Source organism: Micromonospora sp. WMMD754 (genome assembly GCF_049315235.1).
Taxonomy (GTDB): domain Bacteria; phylum Actinomycetota; class Actinomycetes; order Mycobacteriales; family Micromonosporaceae; genus Micromonospora; species Micromonospora sediminicola.
On record NZ_CP186058.1, the window covers coordinates 3032923 to 3058290 of the forward strand.

22 protein-coding genes are annotated in these 25368 nt (G+C 74.0%); 12 read left to right on the top strand and 10 right to left on the bottom strand.

Translation table 11 applies throughout. From position 1 onward, the window contains the following. Positions 1-7 precede the first annotated feature (7 nt). From ahcY to efeB, 4 genes are all read left to right on the top strand, one after another. The gene (gene ahcY, locus ACN27B_RS14815) at positions 8-1507 is read left to right on the top strand and encodes an adenosylhomocysteinase (protein ID WP_099162472.1); all 1500 of its coding nucleotides are present in this window, start codon (positions 8-10) and stop codon (positions 1505-1507) included. Between the two features lie 203 nt (positions 1508-1710). Further along, positions 1711-2649 carry an iron uptake transporter permease EfeU gene (gene efeU / locus ACN27B_RS14820; protein WP_422745484.1) on the top strand — a complete coding sequence of 313 codons (939 nt, stop codon included), beginning with the start codon at positions 1711-1713 and terminating at the stop codon, positions 2647-2649. 30 nt (positions 2650-2679) lie between these two features. Continuing rightward, positions 2680-3810, top strand: coding sequence for an iron uptake system protein EfeO (gene efeO / locus ACN27B_RS14825; protein ID WP_422745486.1), 1131 nt, complete (start codon positions 2680-2682; stop codon positions 3808-3810). After that, the gene (gene efeB, locus ACN27B_RS14830; RefSeq protein ID WP_099162469.1) at positions 3807-5129 is read left to right on the top strand and encodes an iron uptake transporter deferrochelatase/peroxidase subunit; all 1323 of its coding nucleotides are present in this window, start codon (positions 3807-3809) and stop codon (positions 5127-5129) included. The genes efeO and efeB overlap by 4 nt, the downstream gene beginning before the upstream one ends. Before the next feature lie 6 nt (positions 5130-5135). On the opposite strand, the gene ACN27B_RS14835 is transcribed toward efeB, so the two are convergent. Continuing rightward, positions 5136-6083, bottom strand: a complete 948-nt coding sequence (locus tag ACN27B_RS14835) for an RDD family protein (RefSeq protein ID WP_099162468.1) — start codon at positions 6081-6083, stop codon at positions 5136-5138. Between the two features lie 23 nt (positions 6084-6106). Between ACN27B_RS14835 and ACN27B_RS14840 the strand changes: the two genes are divergently transcribed. Continuing rightward, the gene (locus ACN27B_RS14840) at positions 6107-7060 is read left to right on the top strand and encodes a stage II sporulation protein M (protein WP_422745489.1); all 954 of its coding nucleotides are present in this window, start codon (positions 6107-6109) and stop codon (positions 7058-7060) included. Here the strand turns inward: ACN27B_RS14840 and ACN27B_RS14845 are convergent. Genes ACN27B_RS14845 through ACN27B_RS14865 form a run of 5 tightly spaced genes read right to left on the bottom strand, consistent with a single transcriptional unit; the run spans position 7038 to position 12073 of the window. After that, complete coding sequence (locus ACN27B_RS14845) at positions 7038-8348, bottom strand: DUF58 domain-containing protein (RefSeq protein WP_422745491.1); 1311 nt, start codon at positions 8346-8348, stop codon at positions 7038-7040. The genes ACN27B_RS14840 and ACN27B_RS14845 overlap by 23 nt on opposite strands. Further along, the gene (locus tag ACN27B_RS14850; RefSeq protein ID WP_091581603.1) at positions 8345-9334 is read right to left on the bottom strand and encodes an AAA family ATPase; all 990 of its coding nucleotides are present in this window, start codon (positions 9332-9334) and stop codon (positions 8345-8347) included. The genes ACN27B_RS14845 and ACN27B_RS14850 overlap by 4 nt, the downstream gene beginning before the upstream one ends. Further along, entirely contained in the window at positions 9331-10623 is a 1293-nt protein-coding gene (locus ACN27B_RS14855) for a DUF4350 domain-containing protein (RefSeq protein ID WP_422745493.1), read from the bottom strand. The genes ACN27B_RS14850 and ACN27B_RS14855 overlap by 4 nt, the downstream gene beginning before the upstream one ends. After that, positions 10620-11234 carry a DUF4129 domain-containing protein gene (locus ACN27B_RS14860; RefSeq protein ID WP_422745495.1) on the bottom strand — a complete coding sequence of 205 codons (615 nt, stop codon included), beginning with the start codon at positions 11232-11234 and terminating at the stop codon, positions 10620-10622. The genes ACN27B_RS14855 and ACN27B_RS14860 overlap by 4 nt, the downstream gene beginning before the upstream one ends. After that, positions 11231-12073, bottom strand: a complete 843-nt coding sequence (locus ACN27B_RS14865; protein ID WP_099162463.1) for a hypothetical protein — start codon at positions 12071-12073, stop codon at positions 11231-11233. Before ACN27B_RS14865 ends, ACN27B_RS14860 begins: the two co-directional genes overlap by 4 nt. A gap of 215 nt (positions 12074-12288) precedes the next feature. Here ACN27B_RS14865 and mtrA point away from each other — a divergent pair, with 215 nt between their 5' ends. The 5 genes from mtrA to hpf all read left to right on the top strand — a co-directional run bounded on the left by mtrA (position 12289) and on the right by hpf (position 18155). After that, positions 12289-12978, top strand: coding sequence for an MtrAB system response regulator MtrA (gene mtrA, locus ACN27B_RS14870; RefSeq protein WP_091581585.1), 690 nt, complete (start codon positions 12289-12291; stop codon positions 12976-12978). A gap of 13 nt (positions 12979-12991) precedes the next feature. Beyond that, positions 12992-14743: an MtrAB system histidine kinase MtrB gene (gene mtrB / locus ACN27B_RS14875; RefSeq protein ID WP_422745500.1), complete on the top strand. Its 1752-nt coding sequence runs from the start codon at positions 12992-12994 to the stop codon at positions 14741-14743. Continuing rightward, positions 14740-16554, top strand: coding sequence for an LpqB family beta-propeller domain-containing protein (locus ACN27B_RS14880; protein WP_099162461.1), 1815 nt, complete (start codon positions 14740-14742; stop codon positions 16552-16554). The genes mtrB and ACN27B_RS14880 overlap by 4 nt, the downstream gene beginning before the upstream one ends. Before the next feature lie 9 nt (positions 16555-16563). Further along, complete coding sequence (locus tag ACN27B_RS14885) at positions 16564-17259, top strand: ComF family protein (protein ID WP_099162460.1); 696 nt, start codon at positions 16564-16566, stop codon at positions 17257-17259. A gap of 251 nt (positions 17260-17510) precedes the next feature. Continuing rightward, complete coding sequence (gene hpf / locus ACN27B_RS14890) at positions 17511-18155, top strand: ribosome hibernation-promoting factor, HPF/YfiA family (RefSeq protein WP_091581574.1); 645 nt, start codon at positions 17511-17513, stop codon at positions 18153-18155. 45 nt (positions 18156-18200) lie between these two features. Here hpf and ACN27B_RS14895 read toward each other — a convergent pair whose 3' ends face one another. Both ACN27B_RS14895 and ACN27B_RS14900 read right to left on the bottom strand, forming a co-directional pair. Beyond that, positions 18201-19307, bottom strand: coding sequence for a GNAT family N-acetyltransferase (locus ACN27B_RS14895; protein WP_099162459.1), 1107 nt, complete (start codon positions 19305-19307; stop codon positions 18201-18203). After that, entirely contained in the window at positions 19304-20461 is a 1158-nt protein-coding gene (locus ACN27B_RS14900; protein ID WP_422745504.1) for a GNAT family N-acetyltransferase, read from the bottom strand. Before ACN27B_RS14900 ends, ACN27B_RS14895 begins: the two co-directional genes overlap by 4 nt. 169 nt (positions 20462-20630) lie before the next feature. Here ACN27B_RS14900 and secA point away from each other — a divergent pair, with 169 nt between their 5' ends. Beyond that, entirely contained in the window at positions 20631-23540 is a 2910-nt protein-coding gene (secA, locus tag ACN27B_RS14905) for a preprotein translocase subunit SecA (protein WP_099162457.1), read from the top strand. 81 nt (positions 23541-23621) lie between these two features. On the opposite strand, the gene ACN27B_RS14910 is transcribed toward secA, so the two are convergent. Continuing rightward, complete coding sequence (locus tag ACN27B_RS14910; RefSeq protein ID WP_422745506.1) at positions 23622-24320, bottom strand: Rv3235 family protein; 699 nt, start codon at positions 24318-24320, stop codon at positions 23622-23624. Between the two features lie 102 nt (positions 24321-24422). Continuing rightward, positions 24423-24650 (bottom strand): helix-turn-helix domain-containing protein, encoded by a 228-nt coding sequence (locus tag ACN27B_RS14915; RefSeq protein WP_099162455.1) that lies wholly within the window; start codon positions 24648-24650, stop codon positions 24423-24425. 197 nt (positions 24651-24847) lie between these two features. On the opposite strand from ACN27B_RS14915, the gene ACN27B_RS14920 reads away from it, so the two are divergent. Continuing rightward, positions 24848-25357 (top strand): DUF6912 family protein, encoded by a 510-nt coding sequence (locus tag ACN27B_RS14920; protein ID WP_099164767.1) that lies wholly within the window; start codon positions 24848-24850, stop codon positions 25355-25357. Positions 25358-25368: the final 11 nt, after the last annotated feature.

Below are 25368 nucleotides of genomic sequence, written 5' to 3' on the forward strand. Positions count from 1 at the left end.
AGCTTCCATGACCAGCACCCTTCCGGCGGCCACCAGCGGCTCGTCGTCCGGCGCCCGGCCGAGCACCCTCGCCGAGGGCGACTACAAGGTGGCGGATCTGTCGCTCGCCGCGTTCGGGCGTAAGGAGATCCGGCTCGCGGAGCACGAGATGCCCGGCCTGATGGCGATCCGGCGCGAGTTCGCCGACGCCCAGCCGCTCGCCGGCGCCCGCATCACCGGCTCGCTGCACATGACCGTCCAGACCGCCGTCCTGATCGAGACCCTGGTCGCGCTCGGCGCGCAGGTCCGGTGGGCGTCCTGCAACATCTTCTCCACTCAGGACCACGCCGCCGCGGCGATCGTGGTCGGCCCCGAGGGCACCCCCGAGGCACCGGCCGGCGTGCCGGTCTACGCCTGGAAGGGCGAGACCCTGCCGGAATACTGGTGGTGCACCGAGCAGGTGCTCGCCTGGCCGGACGGGCAGGGCCCGAACATGATCCTCGACGACGGTGGCGACGCCACCCTGCTCGTGCACAAGGGCGCCGAGTTCGAGAAGGCCGGTGTCGTGCCGCCGGTCGAGTCCGCCGACTCCGAGGAGTACGCCGTCATCCTCGAGCTGCTGCACCGCTCGCTCGGCGAGGACAACCAGCGCTGGACCCGGATCGCCGCCGGCATCAAGGGCGTCACCGAGGAGACCACCACCGGTGTGCACCGGCTCTACGAGATGCACCGCGCCGGCACGCTGCTCTTCCCGGCGATCAACGTCAACGACTCGGTGACCAAGAGCAAGTTCGACAACAAGTACGGCTGCCGCCACTCGCTCATCGACGGCATCAACCGCGCCACCGACGTGCTGATCGGCGGCAAGATGGCCGTGGTCATGGGCTACGGCGACGTGGGCAAGGGCTGTGCCGAGTCGCTGCGTGGCCAGGGCGCCCGCGTCGTGGTGACCGAGGTCGACCCGATCTGCGCGCTCCAGGCGGCGATGGACGGCTACCAGGTCGCCACGCTGGACGACGTGGTCGAGCAGGCGGACATCTTCATCACCGCGACCGGTTGCTTCGACGTCATCACCAACGAGCACATGGCCCGGATGAAGCACCAGGCCATCGTCGGCAACATCGGCCACTTCGACAACGAGATCGACATGGCCGGCCTGGCGAAGCGCAGCGACGTCACCCGGGAGAACATCAAGCCGCAGGTCGACGTGTGGCGCTTCGACGACGGCCACGCGATCATCGTGCTCTCCGAGGGCCGCCTGCTGAACCTGGGCAACGCCACCGGCCACCCGAGCTTCGTGATGTCGAACTCGTTCGCCAACCAGACGATCGCCCAGATCGAGCTGTTCACCAAGACCGACGAATACCCGATCGGTGTCTACGTGCTCCCCAAGCACCTGGACGAGAAGGTCGCCCGGCTGCACCTGGACGCGCTCGGCGCCAAGCTGACCACGCTCACCAAGGAGCAGGCCTCCTACCTGGGCGTCTCGCCGGAGGGCCCGTTCAAGTCGGACCACTACCGCTACTGAGTCCCACTCCCGGAGGGGACCGGGGTCGGCCGTCGCGCGGCCGTCCCGGTCCCTTTCGCGTACGCGGGTGGTCCGGCGGGTGTCGGGCATCGGTCGACCGGGGTGACGTTGTCCTGAACAACTTGACGTCACCCCTGGATCAGGAGGAAGGTATGGCTGCCCTAAGTTAACTGAGGCATGCCTGACCGACTACGGAGTAACCGATGTTCGCCACGTACCTGATCGGCCTGCGGGAGGGCCTGGAAGCGACCCTGGTGGTCAGCATCCTGGTCGCCTTCCTGGTGAAGTCGCAGCGGCGTGACCGTCTGCCCCAGGTCTGGGCCGGTGTCGGCGCGGCCGTGGCGCTCTCCGTCGTCTTCGGCTCGCTGATCCAGTACACCTCCACCTCGCTGCTGCGCACCTCCGAGTCGCGGGAGTTCTTCGAGGCGGTCACCTCGGTCGCGGCCGTGGTCTTCGTGACCTGGATGATCTTCTGGATGCGCAAGGCCGCCCGCTCGATCGCCGGTGAGCTGCGCGGCAAGCTGACCGAGGCGCTGGCCGTCGGATCGCTGGCGGTGGCCGGCATGGCGTTCCTCGCGGTGGTCCGGGAAGGGCTGGAGACCGCGCTGATCTTCTACGCCGCCGCCGAGAGCGTGGCCGGCGGCACCGGCGCCGGCTCGCTGCTCGCCCTGGTCGGCGGCATCGTCACCGCCGTGGTGATCGGCTTCGGGCTCTACCGCAGCGCCCTGAAGATCAACCTGAGCCGGTTCTTCACCTGGACCGGCGCGCTGCTGATCCTGGTCGCCGCCGGCATCCTCAAGTATGGCGTGCACGACTTCCAGGAGGCCGGCGTGCTGCCCGGCCTGAACGACCAGGCCTTCGACATCTCCGCCACGCTGGACCCGAACGCCTGGTACGGCGCGCTGCTCGCCGGCATGTTCAACATCACCGCCGCGCCGACCGTGCTGGAACTGGTCGCCTGGGTGGCGTACGCCGTGCCGGTCCTCGTGCTCTTCCTGCGCAAGCCCACCCAGCCGCCGAAGCCGGCCGCCCAGCCCGTGCGGCCCACCCAGCCGGCTCAGCCCGTCGAGCCGGCCGAGCCCGCCGCGACCCCGGCCGAGCCCGCGCCGGCCGACGCCGCCGTTCCGTCCCCGCGCGCCTGACCGGCCCGTTTCCGAGGAGACCCCGCACCGATGCGTACCACTCGATTCGTCGCGCCCGCCGCCGCCGGGCTGCTCGCCGTCGCCGGACTGGCCGGCTGCGGCGGCGGTGACGACACCGACGCCACGGCCGGTGGGCCGATCGCGGTCAAGGCCACCGACACCGCCTGCGAGGTCGGCAGCACGGAGATCGACGCCGGCCAGGTGACGTTCAGGGTGACCAACACCGGCTCCAAGGTCAACGAGTTCTACGTCTACGCCGCGGGTGACCGGGTCATGGGCGAGGTGGAGAACATCGCGCCGGGGCTCAGCCGCGAGCTGCGGGTCGAACTGCCCGCCGGCACGTACGAGACCGCCTGCAAGCCGGGCATGAGCGGCCGGGGCATCCGGGGCGCGCTGAAGGTCAGCGGCACCGCCGCGAGCGTCGCCCCCGACGCCGCGCTGACCCAGGCCACCGCCAGCTACCAGCGCTACGTGCAGAGCCAGACCGCCGCGCTGCTGACGAAGACCGAGGAGTTCGTGGCCGCGGTCAAGGCCAACGACGTGGCGAAGGCGAAGGCGCTCTACCCGGTGGCCCGCACCTACTGGGAGCGGATCGAACCGGTGGCGGAGAGCTTCGGCGACCTCGACCCGAAGATCGACGGCCGCGAGGAGGTCGTCGAGGAGGGCATGGAGTTCACCGGCTTCCACCGGATCGAGAAGGACCTCTGGACCAGCGGTGACGTGAGCAAGGACGGCCCGATCGCCGACCAGCTCCTGGTCGACGTCAAGGCGATCGTGGCCAGGGCCAACGCCGAGAAGCTCACCCCGCTCCAGCTCGCCAACGGCGCCAAGGCCCTCCTCGACGAGGTCGCCAGCGGCAAGATCACCGGCGAGGAGGAGCGCTACTCGCACACCGACCTGTGGGACTTCAACGCCAACCTGGAGGGCTCGAAGGCGGCCGTCGCCGCGCTCCGCCCCGCCTTGGAGCAGCGCGCGCCCGACCTGGTCAAGCAGCTCGACAGCGAGTTCGCCAACGTCGAGGCGGCGCTCGGCAAGCACCGCGCCGGCGACGGGTGGAAGCTGCACACCCAGCTCAGCAAGGCGGAGCTGAAGGAGCTGTCGGACAGCATCAACGCGCTGGCCGAGCCGGTCAGCAAGGTCGCGGCGGCCGTCGCCCGATGACCACGCCGACCGGTGGCGACGCGACGCGCGAGCCGAACAGCCAGCAGGCCGCTCGGGGGGTCTCCCGTCGACGGGCGATGACCCTGGCCGGTGTCGGGGTGGCCGGCGTCGCCGGTGCGGCCGCCGGCGCCGGCGCGCTGCTCGCCGGTGGCGACCGGGCGTCGGCCACCGAGACGGCGGCCGGGGCGGTCCCGTTCCAGGGCGAGCACCAGGCCGGGATCACCACCCCGGCGCAGGACCGGCTGCACTTCGTCGCGTTCGACGTGGTCACCAAGGACCGGGACCGGTTGGTCGCGATGCTCCAGGAGTGGACCGCCGCCGCGGCCCGGATGACCGCCGGCAAGGACGCCGGGCTGATCGGCGCCGTCGGTGGCATGCCGGAGGCCCCGCCCGACGACACCGGCGAGGCGCTCGGGTTGCCCCCGTCCCAGCTGACCGTCACCGTCGGCTTCGGCGCGTCACTGTTCCGGGACGCCCAGGGCCGGGACCGGTTCGGCATCGCCGACCGGCGGCCCGCCGCACTGGCCGAGCTGCCGCACTTCGCCGGTGACGCGCTCAAGCCGGAGCTGTCCGGCGGCGACATCTGCGTCCAGGCCTGCGCCAACGATCCGCAGGTGGCGGTGCACGCCATCCGCAACCTGGCCCGGATCGGCATGGGCGTGGTCAGCGTCCGCTGGTCGCAGCTCGGCTTCGGGCGAACCTCGTCGACCTCACGGGACCAGGCGACGCCGCGCAACCTGTTCGGGTTCAAGGACGGCACCGCCAACCTCAAGGCCGAGGACGCCGGCCTGCTGCGCGAGCAGCTCTGGGTGCAGCCCGGCGACGGCCCGGACTGGATGGCCGGCGGGTCCTACCTGGTCACCCGCAAGATCCGGATGCTGATCGAGACCTGGGACCGCAGCCCGCTGGCCGAGCAGGAGATGATCACCGGCCGGACCAAGGGCAGCGGCGCGCCGCTGGGCAAGCGCGACGAGTTCGACGAGCCGGACTTCGCCGCGAAGGGCGACGACGGTCAACCGGTCATCGCGGAGAACGCCCACGTGCGGCTCGCCCACCCCGACCAGAACGACGGCGCCCGGCTGCTGCGGCGCGGCTACAACTTCGTGGACGGCTCCGACGGGCTGGGCCGGCTCGACGCCGGGCTGTTCTTCATCGCCTACCAGCGGGACCCGCGCAAGCAGTTCGTGCCGATCCAGACCCGGCTGGCCCGCAACGACGCGATGAACGAATACCTGCGGCACGTCTCCAGCGGCCTGTTCGCCTGCCCGCCGGGCGTGCGCGACGCGGCCGACTGGTGGGGGCGCGCGCTGTTCTCCTGAGCCGGCTCAGCGGCGTACCGGAGAGGGCCCGGCGGGTTCCGGGGCGGCGCGCCGCAGTGCGGCCGGAGGCGGCGTGGCCGGTGCCGGGGCCAGCTCCGGCCAGAGCGTCGCGGTCACCGCGCGGGCGCGACCCAGCCGGTACGCCGACCGGCGCGCCCGCTCGGCCAGCACGGCGGTCAGGTACGCCCACTCCGGCGCGGCCCACGGCGGCGGCGGCGACGTCACCGCGGCGACCTCCGCCCACAGCTCCCGGCCCAGCCGGACCCGGTCCGGCGCGGCGAGCTGGTGCAGCCGGTCCAGGTACTGCCGGACGGCCAGCGCCAGCGCGTCGTCCACCCGGGTCAGGTCGAGCGTGCCCGCCCAGCCGATCAGCGGCGGCGCGGCCGGCGGCAGCGGCCGCCACACCCCGGTGGCCCGGGTGTGCACCACCAGCGTGCCGGCCACCAGGTCACCCAGTCGCCGGCCGCGCGGGTCGGTGAGCATCACCGTCACGCTCGCCGCCCAGCTCAGCAACGGCAGCACCAGGCCGGGCCACTCCACCGCGACCCCGACCAGGGCCCGGGTCAGCGACTGTCCCACCCCGACCGGGCCGCCGTCGGCGCGGACCACCCGCAGGCCCACCGCCAGCTTGCCCACCGTCCGGCCGCCGACGAACCGCTCCATCACCACCGGATAGCCGACCAGCACCAGCACCACGAGCACGACCTGGAGCCCGCCGGCCAGGGCGGCGTCCACCACGTCCCGGGGGAGGGTGAGCACCAGCAGCGACAGCGCCGCACCGAGCACCAGCGCGAGGCCGACCTGGACGACCAGGTCGATCAGCAGGGCGAGCACCCGCGAGCCCAGCCGGGCCACCCGGACGTCCAGCTCCACCGCCTCGCCGCTGACCAGACCGGCGTCGGCCCACCGGGGCGGTGGGGGAGGTTGCGCGCGCACCCCGACAGTGAACACCATGGACGCCTCACGGGGGAGGACGAGTGGATCTCGACGCGTACGTGGCGGAGCACGGCGCCGAGTGGCGGCGGCTGGAGCAGTTGACCGGCCGGCGTCGCCTGGACGCCGCCGAGGTCGACGAGCTGGTCGGGCTCTACCAGCGCACCGCCACCCACCTCTCCGCGGTCCGCAGCCGGGCCCCCGAGCCGGCGCTGGTGGGGCGCCTGTCCCACCTGGTCCTCGCGGCCCGCGCCCGGATCACCGGCCGCCCCCGGCCCTCCTGGGCGGCGCTGCGCCGGTTCCTGCTGGCCGACCTGCCGGCCGCGCTCTACCGGGCCTGGCCCTGGTGGTGCGGCGTCGCCACCGGGTTCAGCGCGCTGACCGTCTTCCTCATCTGGTTCGTCGCCGGCCACCCGGACACCGCCGCCGCGTTCGTCGGCGCCGAGTCGGCCCGGCAGCTCGTCGACTCCGGCTTCGCCGGCTACTACACCGAGTTCGCCGCGCCGACGTTCGCGTTCCACCTGTGGACGCACAACGCCTGGCTGGCCGCCCAGTGCCTGGCCGCCGGCGTGCTGGTGGTGCCGGTGTTCTGGCTGCTGTGGCAGAACGCGCTGAACATCGGCGTGGTGGGCGGTGTGATGGTCGCCTACGGCCGGGCGGACGTCTTCTTCGGGATGATCACACCGCACGGGTTGCTGGAGCTGACCGGCATCTACGTCGCCGCCGGGGTCGGGCTGCGGACCGCCTGGGCCTGGATCGCCCCGCCCGCGCACCTCGGGCGCGGCCGGGCGGTCACCGAGGCGGGCCGGGCCGCCATCGTGGTCGCCGCCGGGCTGGTCGGGCTCTTCGCCGTCTCCGCGCTGCTGGAGGCGTTCGTCACCCCGGCGCCGCTGCCGATGCCGGTCCGGGTGGCGGTCGGCGCCGCGGTGTGGGCGGCGTTCCTGGCGTACGCGCTGGTGCTGGGGCGGCGGGCGGTCAGAGCTGGCCGAGGGACTTGAGCCGCAGGTAGGTGTCGGCGACGGTGGGGGCGAGCCGGTCGGCGGCCACGTCCACCACGGTCACCCCGTGCCGGGACAGGGCGGCGCGCACCCGGTCCCGTTCGGCGAGCGCGCGCCAGGCCGCAGCGGCCGTGTACGGGTCGTCCGGGCCGGTCGGGGTGGCCGTGGTGAGCCCGGTCAGCACCGGGTCGTGGGTGGCCGCCAGCACCACCCGGTGCCGGGCGGCCAGCCGGGGCAGCACCGGGAGCAGTCCCTCCCGCAGCGCCCCCGCGTCCAGCGCGGTGAAGAGCACCACCAGGCTGCGCTGCCGTTCCCGGCGCAGCACCTCCGCGGCGATCAGCTCGAAGTCGGTCTCGACCAGCGCCGGCTGGAGCGGCGCCATCGCCTCGACCAGCCGGGGGAGCAGCGCCGGTCGGCCGCTGCCGGTCACCCGGGCGCGCACCGCGGTGTCCACGGCGAGCAGGTCCACCCGGTCGCCGGCCCGGGCGGCCAGCGCGGTCAGCAGCAGCGCCGCGTCGATCGCGGTGTCCAGCCGGGGCTCGTCGCCGAGCCGGACCGCCGAGGTGCGGCCGGTGTCCAGCACGCAGACCAGCCGCCGGTCGCGCTCCGGTCGCCAGGTGCGGACGAGCACGTCGGCGCGGCGGGCGCTGGCCCGCCAGTCGATCGACCGCACGTCGTCGCCGACGGCGTACTCGCGCAGGGTGTCGAACTCGGTGCCGTGCCCGCGCCCCCGGGTCACCTGGACGCCGTCGATGATCCGGAGCCGGGCCAGCTTCTCCGGCAGGTGCTTGCGGGAGTCGAACCGGGGCAGCACCCGCAGCGTCCACGGCGGCGTGGCGGGACGTTCGGCGCGCTGCCGGAAGCCCAGGCGCATCGGCCCGAGCGAGCGTACGGTCAGCGCCACCGCCGGCCGGTCGCCGCGCCGGGTCGGGGTGAGGCGGACCGGCAGCGTGGCCGTGGCGCCCGGCGCGACGGTGAGCACCCGGCCCGGGGACAGCTCGGGCCGCGCCCCGGCGGAGGGCACCCACGCGTCGCGTACCTGGGCGTGCACCGCCGCGTCGGTGGGGTTGGTCAGGTGCAGGGTGACCGTGGCGGTGCCGCCGAGCCGGACGGTCCGGTCGCCGGTGCGGGTCACGGTGAGGGCGTGCGGCGAGGCCGCGAGGAGCCGGTCGACGGCGACCAGCAGCAGCACCGCCGCGGTCAGCACGGCGACGCCGAGGAACGGGGCCGGCCAGACCGGCAGCGTCGCCGCGCCCGCGGCGAGCAGCAGACCCGCCCGCCAGGTCATCGCGGGGTCGGCACGGTGGCCAGCACCGAGTCCAGCACGGCGTCCACGGTGACGCCCTCCAGCTCCACCTCCGGGCGCGGGCGCAGCCGGTGCCGCAGCGTGGGCCGGGCCACCGCCTTCACGTCGTCCGGCGTGACGTGGTCCCGTCCGGCCAGCCAGGACCACGCCTTCGCGGTGGCGAGCAGCGCGGTGGCGCCCCGGGGCGAGGCGCCCAGCTCCAGGGCCGGGGCGACCCGGGTGGCGCGGCAGAGGTCCACGATGTAGCCGAGGACCGGCTCGGCCACGTGCACGGCGTGCGCCTCCGCCCGGGCGGCGGCCAGGTCGGCCGCGCCGGCAACCGGGCGTACGCCGGCCGCACGCAGGTCGCGCGGGTCGAAGCCGGCGTGGTGCGCGCGCAGCACGCCCAGTTCCTCGTCCCGTTCCGGCAGCGGCACGGTCAGCTTGAGCAGGAAGCGGTCGAGTTGCGCCTCGGGCAGCGGGTAGGTGCCCTCGTACTCGACCGGGTTCTGGGTCGCCGCCACGATGAACGGCTCGGGCAGCGGGCGGCGCCCGCCCTCGACCGAGACCTGCCGCTCCTCCATCACCTCCAGCAGCGCCGACTGCGTCTTGGGCGGGGTGCGGTTGATCTCGTCGGCGAGGAGCAGGTTGGTGAAGACCGGCCCCTCCCGGAACGTGAACGCGGCGGTACGCGGGTCGAAGATCAGCGAGCCGGTGACGTCGCCGGGCATCAGGTCGGGGGTGAACTGCACCCGCTTGGAGTCCAGGTCGAGCGCGGTGGCCAGGGTGCGCACCAGCAGCGTCTTGGCCACGCCCGGCACGCCCTCCAGCAGCACGTGCCCCCGGCACAGCAGCGCGATCACCAGGCCGGTCACCACGGCGTCCTGGCCGACGACGGCCTTGGCCACCTCGGCGCGCAGCCGGTGCAGGGCGGCCCGCGCCTCGGACGGGGCGGTGGGCGACGCGGCGGCGATGACGGGTCCGGTCACCGGGGTTCTCCTTCGCTCGGATGCGGGGCCAGGGTACGGGTGAGCGTGTCCAGGTCGCGGCTCAGCGCCAGCAGCTCCCGGTCGTCGCCCGGCTCGGGGCCGTACAGCAGGTCGGTCACGTTCTCCGGGTCGCCGCCGACGGCGGTGGCGATCCGGGTCGCCACCTCGTCGTCCGGCGTGTCGGGCGGCAGGTTGAGCCGGGGCATGAGGCGGTCCAGGGCGGCCCGGCGCAGCGTTGCGGCGACGGTGTCCCGGGCGCCCGCCCGGCGGTAGAGCCGGGCCCGGCCGCGCACGGTCTCGGCGGACCGGACGGTCACCGGCAGCGGCTCGGCCACCGGCGGCCCGAGCCGGCGGGCCCGCCAGATCACCACCAGCAGTCCGGCCACCGCGAGCTGCACCAGGATTGCCCAGAACCACTGCGGGAAGGCGCCCCAGAGCGGGTTGTCGCGATGCGGCGGGTCGGCCCGGTCGGGACGCTGGGTCCGCTCGGGGCCGCCACCGGTCGGTGGCGCGCCGGTCTCACGCTCCCCGGGCACGCGCGACCGCGCCGGCGCCGGCGCCGGGCCGGGCAGGTCCAGCCAGACCAGCGGGCGACCGCCGCCGAGCAGGCCGGTGGCGAGGTCCTCGTTGCCCCACTCGGCGATCCGGTCGTTGCGGAACGGGTCGCTGGCCCCCACCAGCACCACCTCGGTGCCGCTGGGGATCCGGAGGAGCGCGCCGCCGTAGCAGCGGTCGGCGCTCTCCGGCCCGGCGTACCGCTGATGGTCGACGGCGGCGGTGCCGGCGCGGAGCGCCTCGGGCAGCCGGCAGGTCTCGTCGTCGCCGTCCGGCGGCACCGCGCGGGTGGCCCAGCGGCGGGTGGTCGGCTCGGCCGGGGCGTGCAGCTCGACCAGGACCCGGCGGGACGGATCGACCAGCACCAGCCGGCTGCCGGGGGGCAGCGCGGTCAGGCCGGCGAGCGTGTCCGGGTGGACCAGGTCCGGGGCGGGCACGAACAGCGTGCCGGGCGCCGCGCGGGCGGTGCGCAGCGCGGCCTCGACGTCGGTCTCCCGGCGCACCGGCACCCCCTGCGCGCGCAGCGCCTCGGCGAGCCGGCTGCCGCCGTCGTCGCCGGTGGCGACGGGGGAGAGGAAGCCGCGCTCGTCCGGGTCGGGTTGGTCCACCGCGTGCAGCACCAGGGTGGCGACGATCAGCAGGACGGCCAGCCCGAGCGGGACGAGGAGGCGGTGCCGCCGGCGTGGCGGCGCGGTCGGGGCGGTGGGCCGTTCCGGGGCCCGGGTGTCGGTCACCGCTCCTCCTCGCCGGTCAGCTCGCGGCGCAGGTCCGCGGCGAGGTCGCGCATCCGGTGGTCGTGGGTGGCGGTGGCCGGGCGCTGGGCGTACCAGAGGTCGGAGAAGATCGTGCCGGCGGCGTGCAGGGTGGGCCGGACCGTCGGCCGGACCCGGGCCGCGGCCTCGGTCAGCTCGGTGACGGTCAGCCCGGCCTGTGGCTCCACCAGCCGTCGGGTGATCAGGAGCCGGACCATCTCCCGCAGCCGTTCCCGGACCGCCTCGGCGTACCGGCCCTCGGCGGCCAGCCGGTCGGCCAGCCCGGCGTCGGCGGCCGGCGCGGGTGGCGCGGCCCGGGGGGTGGGCACGCGCGCCGCCGGCAGGTCCGGCCGGCGGCGGGCGCGGCGGCGCGGGCGGACCCGGCGGAGTCGGGGCAGCCGGAGCCGCCACCGCAGCCGGGGCAGCCGGAACCGGGGCACTGTCGGCCGGGGCAGCCGGCGGGGCACCCAGGTCGGGAAGTAGTACCAGGCCAGCGCCGCCACCAGCGCGGCGGCCAGCAGGATCAGCACGACCAGCGGCAGGGCGACGACGTCACCGAGCGCGGCGACCGCCTCGGTCCACCACCGGCTCACCGCGGGGCCGCCAGCAGCACGGGCTCGGGTACGCCGGCCGGCGCCCGGGAGAGCCGGATGTCCAGCCCCTCGGTGCGCATCCGGGTCTCCAGGTGCAGCACCGCGTCCAGGCAGGCCAGCGCCGGGTAGGCGAGCGCGTTCACCGCGACCTGGGCGGCCACGGCCAGTGGCAGCGCCCACGCCGACACGTCGAACAGGCCCAGCAGACCGAGCCCGTACGGGACGCCCAGCCCGATGCCGACGCGGACCAGCCACCAGCCGAGGTAGCCGAGCAACCGGATGCCGGCGGCGCGCCCGCCGAGCCGCCCGGCCAGCCGGACCGCCCGCCCCGCCGCCCGGTGCGCCGGCACCCCGTCCAGCACCAGCGCCGGCACCACCAGACCGAGCAGCCCGTAGGCCACGAACCAGGCCGGTCCGGCCAGCCCGGCGGCGCCGACGGCGAGCCCGACCGCGGCCGCCGCCAGCAGGGTCGCGCCCGGACGGGCCGCGCGGAGCACCTCGGCCGGGCCGGGGCGACGGCCCAGCAGCGCGGCCGCCCCGCCGCGCGCGGCCGGGTTGCCCAGCAGCGCGACGATCGCCGCCTCGGTGCCGGCGCCGACCGCGAGCAGCAGCCAGTACCAGCCGAGGCGTTGCTGGTCGGTGGGCCACCAGCCGGGCGGGTGGACGTCGGCCAGCGTCCGCAACGGGTACAGCAGGGCCTGCTCGGCCAGGGCCAGCGCCACGGCGAGCGGGAGCAGCACCCGGGCCTGGTCGCGCAGCAGCAGCACGGCGGCGTCGAGCAGCTCGCCGACGGTCAGCGGGCGGCGCGGGAGCACCGCGATCGGGCCGGCGTCGGGCACGCGTACTCCTGGGCGGGCAGGGTAGAGGTGGCGGGCGACGCGGCGCCCGGGGGATCATGGTTGCACGACGGGTCGGCATCCGGTTGACCCGTCCGCCGCGGCACGCCACGCGGGGCGGCCACGCCGTCGGCTGTGGTGCGCGGGCCCGCTCGGCGCTACCGTGCCGGTGAAGACGCCGAACCCTCCGAACGAACGGGGATGGAACGATAAACCCCATGAGAGCCCGGGTACTCGTGGTCGACGACGACCCCGCCCTCGCCGAGATGCTCGGCATCGTGCTGCGCAGCGAGGGCTTCGTGCCGTCCTTCGTCGCGGACGGAGAACGGGCACTGGCCGCGTTCCGCGACAGCCGGCCCGACATCGTCCTGCTCGACCTGATGCTGCCCGGCATGAGCGGCATCGACGTGGCCCGCGCGATCCGGTCCGAGTCCGGCGTGCCCATCGTGATGCTGACCGCCAAGAGCGACACCGTCGACGTGGTGCTGGGGCTGGAGTCCGGCGCCGACGACTACGTGGTCAAGCCGTTCAAGCCCAAGGAGCTGGTGGCCCGGATGCGGGCCCGGCTGCGCCGCGGCGAGGACGTCGCGCCGGAGCTGCTGACCATCGGGCCGCCGGGCAACCAGATCACCATCGACGTGCCGGCCCACACGGTCAGCCGGGACGGCGAGGAGGTGAAGCTGACGCCGCTGGAGTTCGACCTGCTGGTCGCGCTCGCCCGCAAGCCGCGCCAGGTCTTCACCCGCGAGGTGCTGCTGGAGCAGGTGTGGGGCTACCGGCACGCGGCCGACACCCGCCTGGTCAACGTGCACGTGCAGCGGCTCCGGGCCAAGATCGAGCCGGATCCGGAGCGACCCGAAATCATCCTGACCGTCCGGGGCGTGGGCTACAAGGCGGGCACCGGATAGCCTGGTCAGCACTGTGGTGACCACCCCGCTGCCCGACCCGCCGACCGCGCCCCGCCGGCCATCCGCCGCGTGGGCGCTGTGGCGCGTCGTGGCCGGCCGGTCGACGCGGTTCGCCGCCGGTGTGCACCAGGCCTGGCGGCGGTCGCTCCAGGTCCGCGTGGTCACCATCACACTCGTGGCGTCGAGTCTGCTGGTGGGCGGTTTCGCCTACCTGATCGCCGACAAGATCACCAACATCCTGCTGGAGAACGCCGAGACCGACGTGCGGGCCCGGCTGAGCAACGGCAGCGAATACGCGGCGAAGCAGTTCAACCTCTACAGCCAGCCGCAGGAGGCGCAGCTCCAGGACAGCATCGATGGCACGGTCAACTACCTGGCCGGCGGTGACCCGGCGCAGACCAGCGGGGTGGTGGTGGCGATCACCGCCGACAACTTCGCCGAGTTCATCGAGCCGCGCACCTCACCGGACGTGCCGGTGCGCGCGTTGATCAGCGACGAGCTGCGCGCCACCGTGGCGTCGTCCGGCAAGGTCGCCCACCAGATCCGCACCGGCACGCTCGGCGGCGAGCGGACGAAATACCTGGTCTACGGCTCCCCGGTGCCGACCCGGTTCGGGCAGGTCGAGCTCTACTACCTCGTACCGCTGGCCCGGCAGGACAGCACGGCGGCCGACGCCCGGGCCACGGTGGTCGCCACCGGGGTCGCGCTGGTGCTCCTGCTCGGCCTGCTGGCGGCCCTGGTCACCCGCCTGGTGGTGACCCCGGTCCGGGTGGCCGCGCGCACCGCCCAGCGCCTCTCCGCCGGCCTGCTCGACCAGCGCATGGTGGTCTCCGGCGAGGACGACCTGGCCCTGCTCGCCGCCTCGTTCAACCAGATGGCGACCAACCTGCAACGGCAGATCCTCCGGCTGGAGGAGATGTCGCGGCTGCAACGCCGGTTCACCTCGGACGTCTCGCACGAGCTGCGCACCCCGTTGACCACGGTCCGGATGGCGGCCGATTTGATCTTCGCGGAGCGGGACGAGTTCGACCCGGCGGTGGCGCGCAGCGCCGAGCTGCTCCAGGCCGAGCTGGACCGGTTCGAGGAGCTGCTCACCGACCTGCTGGAGATCAGCCGGTTCGACGCCGGCTTCGCGGTGCTGGACAGCGAGCCGACCGACCTGGTGCCGGTGGTGCACCGGGTGACCGAGCGGCTGGCCGGGCTGGCCGAGCGGGTGGGGGTGACCATCGAGCTGGAGCTGCCGGACACGCCGGTGATCGCCGAGGTCGACCCGCGCCGGGTCGAGCGGGTGCTGCGCAACCTGGTCGGCAACGCGGTCGAGCACGGCGAGGCCAAGCCGGTGCGGATCACCCTGGGCATGGACCAGAGCGCGGTGGCGATCACGGTCCGGGACCACGGCGTCGGCCTCAAGCCGGGCGAGGAGAAGCTGGTCTTCAACCGGTTCTGGCGCGCCGACCCGTCCCGGGCCCGGCAGACCGGGGGCACCGGCCTGGGCCTGTCGATCAGCCTGGAGGACGCCCGGCTGCACGGCGGCTGGCTGGAGGCGTGGGGCGCGCCGGGGCAGGGCGCGCAGTTCCGCCTCACCCTGCCGGCCCGGGCCGGGGACCGGCTCACCACCTCACCGCTGCGGCTGGTGCCGGCCGACGTCACCCTGCCGTTCGGCGGCCCGCGCGACGGTGGCCTGCTCGCCATCGGCCCGGGCAGTGGCGCCGGGGCGTTGGCCATCGGCCCCGCCGACGCCGACCGAGCAGAGGTGAACCCGTGAGAAGCAAGTTCTCCCTCAGACGGCGGGTGCTGGCTCTGCTGCTGGGTGGCGTGCTGCTGCCGGCCGGGCTGACCGGCTGCGGGATCCCGAACGAGACCGAGGTCCAGGTCGACGGCTCGGGTCCGGCCGCCGAGGCGGGCGCCTCCAACGGCAGCCCTGCGCGGCCGCCCAGCCCCGAAGACAGCGACGAGCCCGGTCCGTTCATCGAGAACTACCTGCGAGCGGCCGCCGCCGGCGAGCGTGAGCAGGCGTACGCCCGGGCCAAGGAGTTCATCGCCCAGGAGGCGAAGAGCCTGCTCCCGGAGAAGCAGAAGAGCAGCGAGATCGGCCTGACCGTGGTGCGACTCCGCGAGAAGCTCGAGGTCACCCCGCCGAACAACCAGGGCACCAGCGTGGTGACCGTCAAGGTGCAGCAGGTCGGCGTGCTGCGGGCCAACGGCGTCCTGGCGCCGCCGGAGGCCAGCGAGACCGAGTACGTGTTCCAGCTTCGCCGGGCCGATCCGACCGGGTCCGGGCTGCTGCTCACCGCCGTACCGAACGTGCTGCTGGTCAGCGACAGTGCGCTGGGGAAGTACTACCTGCCGCACACCATCTACTTCTGGAACGCGGACCAGTCCCGGCTGGTGCCCGATCTGCGTTACCTGCCCTCGTCGGTGCCGACCGAGCGGTTGGTCACCGAGGTGGTGAGATGGCTGACCGGCGACCCGTCCGACTGGCTGGAGACCGGCGTGACCGGGTTGCCCGACGGCACCCGTCCGATCAACAACGCCACCGGCGCCGACGGGCGCTGGGAGGTCAACCTCACGATGCCGGGGGCCGACGACAAGAAACTCGGCCTGCTCGCCACCCAGCTCGCCTGGTCGCTGCCCGATCTGAGTGGGCAGCTCGACTTGAAGATCCAGAACCAGAAGCGGCGCACCGTCGACCTCCAGCAGGAGCGGACGGCGCACGCCGCGTACCCGGCCGGCGGCGTCCCGGCGCGCTTCAGTGTGTACGACGGCGCGATCCGCCCGCTGGCCATCGGCAACGAGCCGCGGGCCGCCGTCCCGCTGGCACCCGCGGACAACCGGAACGTGGCCTCCGCGGCGCTCGCGTACGCCGGCGACGGGACGCGGGCCGCGCTGGTGGTCACCGGTGCGGACCGGCGGCAGCGGCTGCGGGTCGGCTTCGGCGCGGCCCCGGTCACCGGGCTGGCCACCAGCGCCCGGTCCTACCGTGCCATCAGCCGGCCCACCTGGCTCCGCTCGTCGGATCAGAACCGCCCGTCCGGCCTGGTGGCCGCGGACGGCAAGCTCTACCGCTTCGACGGTGCGGCCGCGATGAGCGAGGTTCCCCTGGCCGTCCCCGGTCCGGTGGTGGCGGTCGCCGGGTCCCTCGACGGTCACCGGATCGCCCTCGTCAGCGGGGGCGCCCTCTACGTGGCCGCGGTGAGCGTCGACGGCGGCGTGGTGGTGGGCCAGCCGCGTCCGTTGGCGACCGAGCTCACCGGCGTCACGGCGGTGGACTGGCTGCTGGAGAACGACCTGGTCCTGGCCGGTAACGAGCCGGACCTCCGGCCGGCGATCCACCAGCTCAGTGTCGACGGCGGCCGGGAGATCGCACTCAAGCGGGACATCGGCGCCGAGGTGTCCCAGTTGGCCGCGTACCCGGGCGCGTCAACGGGCGGACCACCGTCGCAGTCGTACATGTACGAGGCGAACCGGGCGGCCTTCCGGAACAACCCGTTCGACATCATCAAGCCGGAACAGGTGCTGGACGTGCCGGCGGGCAGCCGGGCGACCAACCCCACGGCGCCCTTCTTCCTCTACTGAGGGCTACCGGTGCCGGACGTGGGCGGGCTCTGGGCGGACCTGACCGACCTGGTGCTGCCCGCCGGGTGCGCCGGCTGCGCGGCGCGCTCCCCGGGGCTGCGACAGGGCTTCTGCCCGCGCTGTGTGGACGAGTTGGAGTCGTTGCGTCCCGCGCCGACCCGCCCCGATCCGGCCCCACCGGACCTGCCGCCCTGTGTCGCCCTCGGGCCGTACGGCGGCGCGTTGCGCGAGGGGCTGCTGGCGTACAAGGAACGGGGTCGGCACGGGCTGGCCCGGCCGCTGGGGGCGTTGCTGGCCGAGGTGGTCGCCGAGGCCGTGGGGCCGCCCGGCCCGGTGACGCTGGTGGCGGTGCCGGACACCGCCCGCGCGGCCCGGGCCCGCTACGGCGACCACCTGGAGCGGCTGGCCCGCCCGGCGGCCGCCCGGCTCCGCGCGGCCGGCTGGCCGGTCCGGGTGCTGCGGCCGTTGCGGGCGCTGCCGCGCCCGGACTCGGTGGCGCTGGACAGCGCCGGTCGGGCGGCCGCGGCGGACGCCGCGTTCCGGCTGCGGCGTACGGTCCCCGCGGTCGGCGCCGTGGTGCTGCTCGACGACATCGTCACCACCGGGGCAACGCTCGCGGCGGTGAGCCGGATATTGCACCGCGCGGGAATGACGCCAAAGGCCGCGGCGGTGCTCGCCGCAACGCAAAAGCGGCGGCTTCGGTGACGCTTCGTGTATCCGTTTCACCCCATGGTGTATGAGCTGTTAAATTTCGCGACCGCCTTCGGCAACCGGGGGTGACGGGTGGCCGAACAGGAGTTAGCGTTTCGGTGTCGGGGGTAGTGAGGATGCCAACCTTCCCCCGGCACTGGAAGGAGGCGTAGCCGTACACCACCGGTGGACGCCGAGCGGGGCCCTCCCCGGGTGCGTCGACCGGAAGATCCGGACCGAACGACCGTCCGAACAAGGGAGGTCACGTGGACATCGTGGTCAAGGGCCGTAACGTCGAAGTGCCGGACCATTACCGGGTGCACGTAGCCGAGAAGCTCGCGAAGATCGAACGCTACGACCACAAACTCATTCGCGTGGACGTCGAGTTGTTCCACGAGCGCAATCCGCGCCAGGCCGACCACTGCCAGCGGGTGGAGATCACCTGCGTCACGCGGGGTCCGGTGATCCGGGCCGAGGCCTGCACGAACGACTTCTACAGCGCGCTCGACGCCGCCATCGCCAAGCTGGACACCCGGTTCCGCCGGGCGGCCGACCGCCGCCGGGTGCACCGCGGGCGGCACGCGCCGCTCTCCGTGGCCGCCGCGACCGCCGGTCTTCCGGTGGCCGACCTGGACGGGCCCGGCCTGGCGGTGCTGAACGGCCACGGTGCGGCCACCGCCGTCGCTGACCGTCCGGACGAGAGCGACTTCGAGGAACCCGACGACCAGCCGTGGCACATCGCCCGGGAGAAGGTCCACCCCGCAGAACCGATGACCGTCGACGACGCGCTGTTCCAGATGGAACTCGTCGGGCACGACTTCTACCTGTTCCAGGACAAGGAGTCCGGCCGCCCGAGTGTGGTCTACCGCCGGCGCGCGTACGACTACGGCATCATCTCGCTCGGCACCTGACCCCTTGACCCGGACGAGTGGGGCTCCGCGCTCGTGGGGCCCCACTCACTCTCCGTCCGTAGCCAGCCGACCGAAGATCACCGAATCGGTACGGGTACCGCCCGCGCCGGGCAGTCGCCCGCGCAACAGCCCCTCCCGCCGGAAGCCGGCGCGTTCCAGCACCCGCTGGGAGGCGACGTTCTCCGGCCGGGTGCCGGCCCAGAGCCGGGCCACGCCGACGTCGAACGCCCATCCGGAGACCAGCCGCACCGTCCGGGCGGCCAGCCCGCGCCCCCGCGCCTCGGGCAGCAGGCTGTAGCCCAGCATGGCCTGACCGGTCGCCGGCTCGTCGTGGACGAGGGCGCAGCCGCCGACGAACGCGCCGGTCACCGCGTCGAGGATCGCCAGGTCGGCGGAGGCGCCGGCCAGCCAGTGGCTGGCCGCCAGCCGGCAGCGACGGGCGATCACCTCCCGCTCCGGCGGCTCCGGCGGCACCCGGTTGGCCACCACCTCCGGCAGCGTGTGCAGGCGGTGCAGCGCGTCCGTGTCCGCCGGTTCCACGCGGCGCACCGTCACCACGCCGTCGGTGAGCCGGCCGTCGGGCAGGTCCGGCAGCAGGCGGGCGGTCGGCCCGGGCGGGTCGTCGGCCAGCCGCACCCAGGCGACCAGATCCTGACGGACGCCGTCGACGCCCGCGCCCGCCGCCCGGCGCACCCCCTCGTGCCGGTAGCCGCAGGCCAGCGCGATGCGCTGGCTCGGCACGTTCTCCGCGCGGGTGAGCAACTCCAGCCGGCCCGCCCCGGCCGCGAACGCCTGCTCACTCAGCAGCCGGGTGGCGGCGGTCGCCACGCCCCGGCCGCGTGCCGACGGGCCCACCCAGTAACCGATCTCGTACGTCGCCCGCTCCGCGCTGAGCCGGGTCAGGCCGATGCTGCCGAGCAGCCGGTCGGTGGCCGGGTCGGCGATCGTGTAGGCGGCTCCGCCGGCCGCCCGGGCCGCCGGTGCGCCCTCGGTGATCCACCACCGGGCGGCGTCGGCGTCGTACGGGTCGGGCAGGAAGGGCATGAACCGGCGGGACTCCGGGTCGGTCAGGCCGGCCACCGTGCCGGGTACGTCGGCCGGAGCGCACGGCCGCAGCCGTACCCCGTACCCCTCGATCGTCTCCGGGGTCATGCCAGGTCTCCCGCCAGCAGCCCGCCGACCCACACGTCGTGCCGCTCGCCGCGGTGCTGGACGCCGCCGCGCAGCGTGCCCTCGACGGTGAAGCCGGCCTTCTCGGCCGCCCGGCGGGACGCGGTGTTGCCCACGTTGGCCCGCCACTCGACCCGGGCCAGGCCGAGCGTGGTGAAACCCCAGGCGCAGACCGCGGTGAGCGCGGCCGGCAGGTAGCCCCGACCCCGCGCGTGTGGGGCGGTCATGAAGCCGACGTCGGCCACCAGCGGGTCGCCAGGGAGGATCCGCAGGTCGAGCGAGGCGACGTAGCGGTCCTCCGGGTCGGCCACCGCGAACGTCGCGGCGGTGCCGCGCGCCCACGCCGGGCGCACCAGGTCGCGCAGGAAGCTCTCGGGGTGTTCGGGCCGGTAGGGGTGCGGCACCGTGGTCCAGCGCACGGTCTGCTCGTCCTGGCAGGTGCGGGTGACCTCGGCCAGGTCCCGCTCCTCCAGCGCGCGCAGCCGCAGCTCGGTGTCGCCGGCGGTGGCGAACAGGACGGGCTGTGGGCGGCCGAAGACCGCCGCCCTGCGGGCCTGGAGCGTGTCCGGGCCGTACGGGACGGGGTCACCGGGCGCGGCCAGCTCGGCCGGGAGCAGGGAGCCGATCCACCCCTCCGGCCGGCCGCCCCGGGCCGGGTGGGCCAGCCGCAGCTCGCCCTCGATCCGGAAGCCGGCGCGCAGCGCGACCAGCCGGGACGCGTGGTTGCCGAGCTCGGCCTGCCAGGTGATCCGGCGCAGCTTGAGCGCGTCGAAGGCCCACCGGGCCACCGCCCGGACGGCGCGGACCGCGACGCCCCGCCCGCGGGCCCACGGCGCGGTCCAGTAGCCCACCTCACCCGAGTCGAGCGCCTGGTCGACGGAGACCAGGCCGCACGAGGCGAGCAGCTCGCCGGTGGCGGCGTCGCAGACCGCGAACGGCGCCCCGGTGCCGTCCGCCCAGGCGGTGGCGCTGATCGTGGTCACGAATGCGACGGCGTGTTCGGGCAGGTACGGGCGAGGTACGGTGGTCCAGCGCTGAATGTCCGGATCCTGGCAGGCGCGGTGCACAGCGTCGGCGTCCCCGGCCCGCCAGGGGCGTAGCAACAGCCCGTCCTCGATGATCTCCACCGGCTCCATCCGAGCCATCGTGCCGGATCGTTCGCCGACGGCGTAACCCGATTAGCGGCCCCCGGCGTGCGGTCGCGGCGTTATGTCGGGTTCGCTGACCCGGACCGCCGCCACCAGTGACCATCGCCGCGCCGGAGCGCCTACGATGGTTCGAGACCGTCTAGGGGAGCGTTGATCCGTGTCGATTCTGGAAAAGGTCCTTCGCGCCGGCGAGGGCCGCATGGTGCGTCGGCTGAAGGCCATCGCGGCTGCCGTCAACTCGATCGAGGACGACTACGTCAACCTCAGCGACGACGAGCTGCGCGGCATGACCGACCAGTTCAAGGAGCGGCTTGAGGATGGCGAGACCCTCGACGACCTCCTGCCGGAGGCGTTCGCGGTGTGCCGGGAGGCCGCCTCGCGGGTGCTCGGCCAGCGGCCCTACGACGTCCAGGTGATGGGCGGCGCGGCACTGCACTTCGGCAACATCGCCGAGATGAAGACCGGTGAGGGCAAGACGCTCACCTCGGTCATGCCGGTCTACCTGAACGCGCTCGCCGGCAAGGGCGTGCACGTGATCACGGTGAACGACTACCTGGCCGAGCGCGACGCCGCCTGGATGGGCCGGGTGCACGAGTTCCTCGGGCTCACCGTCGGCGTGGTGCTGCCGAACCGGCCCGCCACCGAGCACCGCGCGGCCTACGAGTGCGACATCACCTACGGCACCAACAACGAGTTCGGCTTCGACTACCTGCGCGACAACATGGCCTGGTCGAAGGAGGAGCTGGTCCAGCGCGGCCACTTCTTCGCCGTGGTGGACGAGGTCGACTCGATCCTCATCGACGAGGCCCGCACCCCGCTGATCATCTCCGGCCCGGCCGAGCACTCCGCCCGGTGGTACCAGGAGTTCGCGTCCGTGGTGGCCCGCCTCCAGCCCGGCACCGACGGCGAGGGCGACTACGAGGTCGACTACGCCAAGCGCACCATCGCGATCACCGAGCGCGGCGTGGCCAGGGTCGAGGACCGGCTCGGCATCGACAACCTCTACGAGTCGGTCAACACGCCGCTGGTCGGCTACCTGAACAACGCGATCAAGGCCAAGGAGCTCTACAAGCGCGACAAGGACTACATCGTCAGCGACGGCGAGGTCCTGATCGTCGACGAGTTCACCGGCCGGATCCTGCACGGCCGGCGCTACAACGAGGGCATGCACCAGGCGATCGAGGCCAAGGAGGGGGTGGAGATCAAGCAGGAGAACCAGACCCTGGCCACGATCACCCTCCAGAACTACTTCCGCCTCTACGAGAAGCTCTCCGGCATGACCGGCACCGCCCAGACCGAGGCGGGCGAGTTCAACAAGGTCTACAAGGTCGGCGTCGTGACCATCCCGACGCACCGGCCGATGGTCCGGCTCGACCGGCCCGACGTCATCTACAAGACCGAGAAGGCCAAGTTCAACGCCGTCGTCGAGGACATCGCGGAGCGGCACGAGCAGGGCCAGCCGGTGCTGGTCGGCACCGTCTCGGTGGAGAACTCCGAGATCCTGTCGCACATGCTGCGCCGCCGCGGCATCCCGCACTCGGTGTTGAACGCGAAGTTCCACGCCAAGGAGGCGGAGATCGTCGCCCAGGCCGGGCGCAAGGGCGCGGTCACGGTCGCCACCAACATGGCCGGCCGGGGCACCGACATCCTGCTCGGCGGCAACGCCGAGTTCCTCGCCGCCAACGAACTCCGCCAGCGCGGTCTCGACCCGGTCGAGCAGCCGGAGGAGTACGCCAAGGCGATGGAGGAGATCCTCCCGACCTGGAAGCAGGCCTGCGACGTCGAGGCGGAGGAGGTGGCCGCCGCCGGCGGGCTCTACGTGCTCGGCACCGAGCGGCACGAGTCCCGCCGGATCGACAACCAGCTGCGCGGTCGTGCCGGCCGGCAGGGCGACCCGGGCGAGTCCCGGTTCTACCTGTCCCTCCAGGACGAGCTGATGAAGCGGTTCCGGGCCGGCGCCGTCGAGGCGGTCATGGACCGCTTCAACATCCCGGAGGACGTGCCCATCGAGTCGAAGATGGTCACCCGCCAGATCAAGAGCGCGCAGGCCCAGATCGAGGGCCAGAACGCCGAGATCCGGAAGAACGTCCTCAAGTACGACGAGGTGCTCAACAAGCAGCGCCAGGTGATCTACGCCGAGCGCCTGCGGGTGCTCAACGGCGAGGACCTGTCCGACCAGGTCCGCAACATGATCGACGACGTGATCGGCGCGTACGTGGTCGGCGCGACCAGCGACGGCTACGCCGAGGACTGGGACCTCGACCAGCTCTGGTCCAGCCTGAAGCAGCTCTACCCGGTGGGCGTCACGGTCGAGGAGCTGGAGGAGGAGGTCGGCTCCCGGGCCGGTCTCGACCAGGACTTCCTGCTCGCCCGCCTCAAGGAGGACGCGCACTCCGCGTACGACCGGCGGGAGGAGAGCCTCGGCGAGGAGGCGGTGCGCCAGCTCGAGCGGATGGTCCTGCTCCAGGTGATCGACCGCAAGTGGCGCGAGCACCTCTACGAGATGGACTACCTCCAGGAGGGCATCAGCCTGCGGGCGTACGCCCAGCGCGACCCGGTCATCGAGTACCAGCGCGAGGGCTTCGACATGTTCGCCACCATGATGGACGGCATCAAGGAGGAGACGGTCGGCTTCCTCTACAACCTGGACGTGCAGGTCGAGGAGGCGGAGCCGGAGGCCGAGGAGGTCCAGCTGCTGGAGAAGCCGGTGGAGATCCGGGCCAAGGGCCTCAACCGCGCGCCGCAGCAGCAGGGCCTGCAATACTCGGCGCCCGCCGTGGACGGCGAGGCCGGTCGAGGTGCGCCGGTGATCGAGCGCGCCGAGCAGCAGGCCCCGGCGCTGGGCATCGGCGAGCGGACGTCCGAGCGCCCGGCCGCCTCGGCGCCGCGCCGGACCCCGGCCGCGGCCGGCGGAGCGAGCGGTCAGGCGATGGCCTCCAGCACCGCCCGGCGGGCGACCCCGGGCCAGGTGGACGGTGGTGAGGGCCCGTCCCGTAACGCGCCCTGCCCGTGCGGTTCCGGCCGTAAGTACAAGCGCTGCCACGGTTCGCCCAACGGCGGCAACTGACCCAGATAGCCCGACGGGCCCCGGCCACCGGCCGGGGCCTGTCGGCGTCTCACCCCGTCCGGATCGACGACGTGGTGAGAGTCAGAGGACGTCCAGCACGAGGCAGAGCCAGTTGCCGCGCCGGTGTTCCAGGCGCACGGCGACCGCCCAGCTGGTGCCGCCGGCGCCGGTGAACACGGCGGTGGCCTCCACCGCGCCGGCCCGTGGCTCACAGATCCGCAGGCGGCGCAGGTGCAGGGCGGGCCGGGCGCTGCGGCGGCGGACCGGGGTCACCCGGCGGGCCGCCCGGGTCAGCTCCGCGGAGACCTGGGCGGCGGCCTCGGGCAGGCAGAGTGGCCGGAGTTGCCCGGGGGGCCGGAAGCCGTTGACGATCTCCAGGAACGTGCGGACGAACCGGTGGGCCGCTCGGGCGGCCTCGGGCGTGGCGGTGGCGGGAGCGGGCGGTGGCCCGACGGGCGGGCGTCCGAGGCCGTCCCCGCTCGCGGTGGTGTCGCGGTGCGGGGCGCCCTCTCCGGAGGTCGGGGAATGGTGCGTGCCGCCCTCGCCCGGGGTGGTGCGGAGCGCGCCGGAGGTCAGCCAGCGGGGCCAGCCGGGACCGTGGTCGGGGGCGCGCCCGGCGGGTCGCCCGAGGTCGCCGGGGCGTCGGTCGATCAGGTCGAGGGCGAGCTGACCGGTGTGGCCCCAGGCCGGATCCTCGTCCGTGCAGGGCGGGTCGAGTGGCGGGGCGGGCCGGAGGCGAACCGGTGGACGTGGTGACCGGGGACGGCGGGAGTCGACCATGTCAGCCCTCGAATCCTTGCGTTTGCCTTCGTTTGCCTGCGATAGAACCTCATCTTCCGGCACCGGAGTCGGGCGCGTCAATGGCCTACGGTCAGCGTGGGATCACTCCGCGTCGCGCTCACCCAGCGGGTTCCCGCGCACCCACTCGGCGGTCTCGGCGTACTTGCGCTCGATGTACTCCTCCAACCGCGCCCGCTCCACCCGCCACTGACCCCGTCCGCCGATCTTGATGGCGGGCAGCTCTCCGCTGCGGACCATGTGGTAGACCTGCGAGTCCGAGACGTTCAGCTCGGCGGCGACGTCGGACAGCAGCAGGAACCTCGACTCCACGGTGACTCCCGGGGTTGTTTTCGTTTGCGTCAGTTTGCCATCACCGGCGGACGTTCCCGAGTCCCGCTTCGGCGGACACACCGGCGGAAGGCTTCGCCCGGGCGGGTGCCGGGTGTATGACGGTCACGGCGTACGGCATGATCGGCGCCCGGAGCCGGCGTGTGCCGGCCGGCGGCCTGAGTGCGGGGGAGAGACCGGTGACCGACGAGCTTGTCCGGGTGTACCTGCCGGCGACCGTGCCGATGCTCGGCCGGCTGCGGGACGAGGGCCTGTCCGCCGAGGCGGCGCACGCGGTCACCCCCGAGCTGCGCGAGTGGTACGCCGAGGGCGACGAGGAGGAGCTGGAGTACGTCGCCTTCACCCGGGCCGCCCAGGACGCGCTGCTCCTGCTGCGTGCCGACGCCGGCGCTCCCCGTCGGCGCGTGGTGGTCTCGGTGGACCTGCCCGCCCGGGCGGTCGGTCGGGCCGGCGGCGAGCTGGGCTCCAGCGTGGTGGGGCTGGCCGGCCCGGTGCCGGTCAGGTCGGTGGCCGCGATCCACGTGGACGGCGCGGAGGCGGTCGAGGACGTGACCGCGGCCGTGGCGGTGGTGGCCGAGGCGCAGGCCGGCGACCCCGACGCCCAGTTCACCGTCGACGGCGTCGAGGACCACGAGCTGGAGTGGTACGACGTGACCGAGCTGGACCTGCTGCTGCGCGAGGTCGGCTGAGGCCGGCCGGC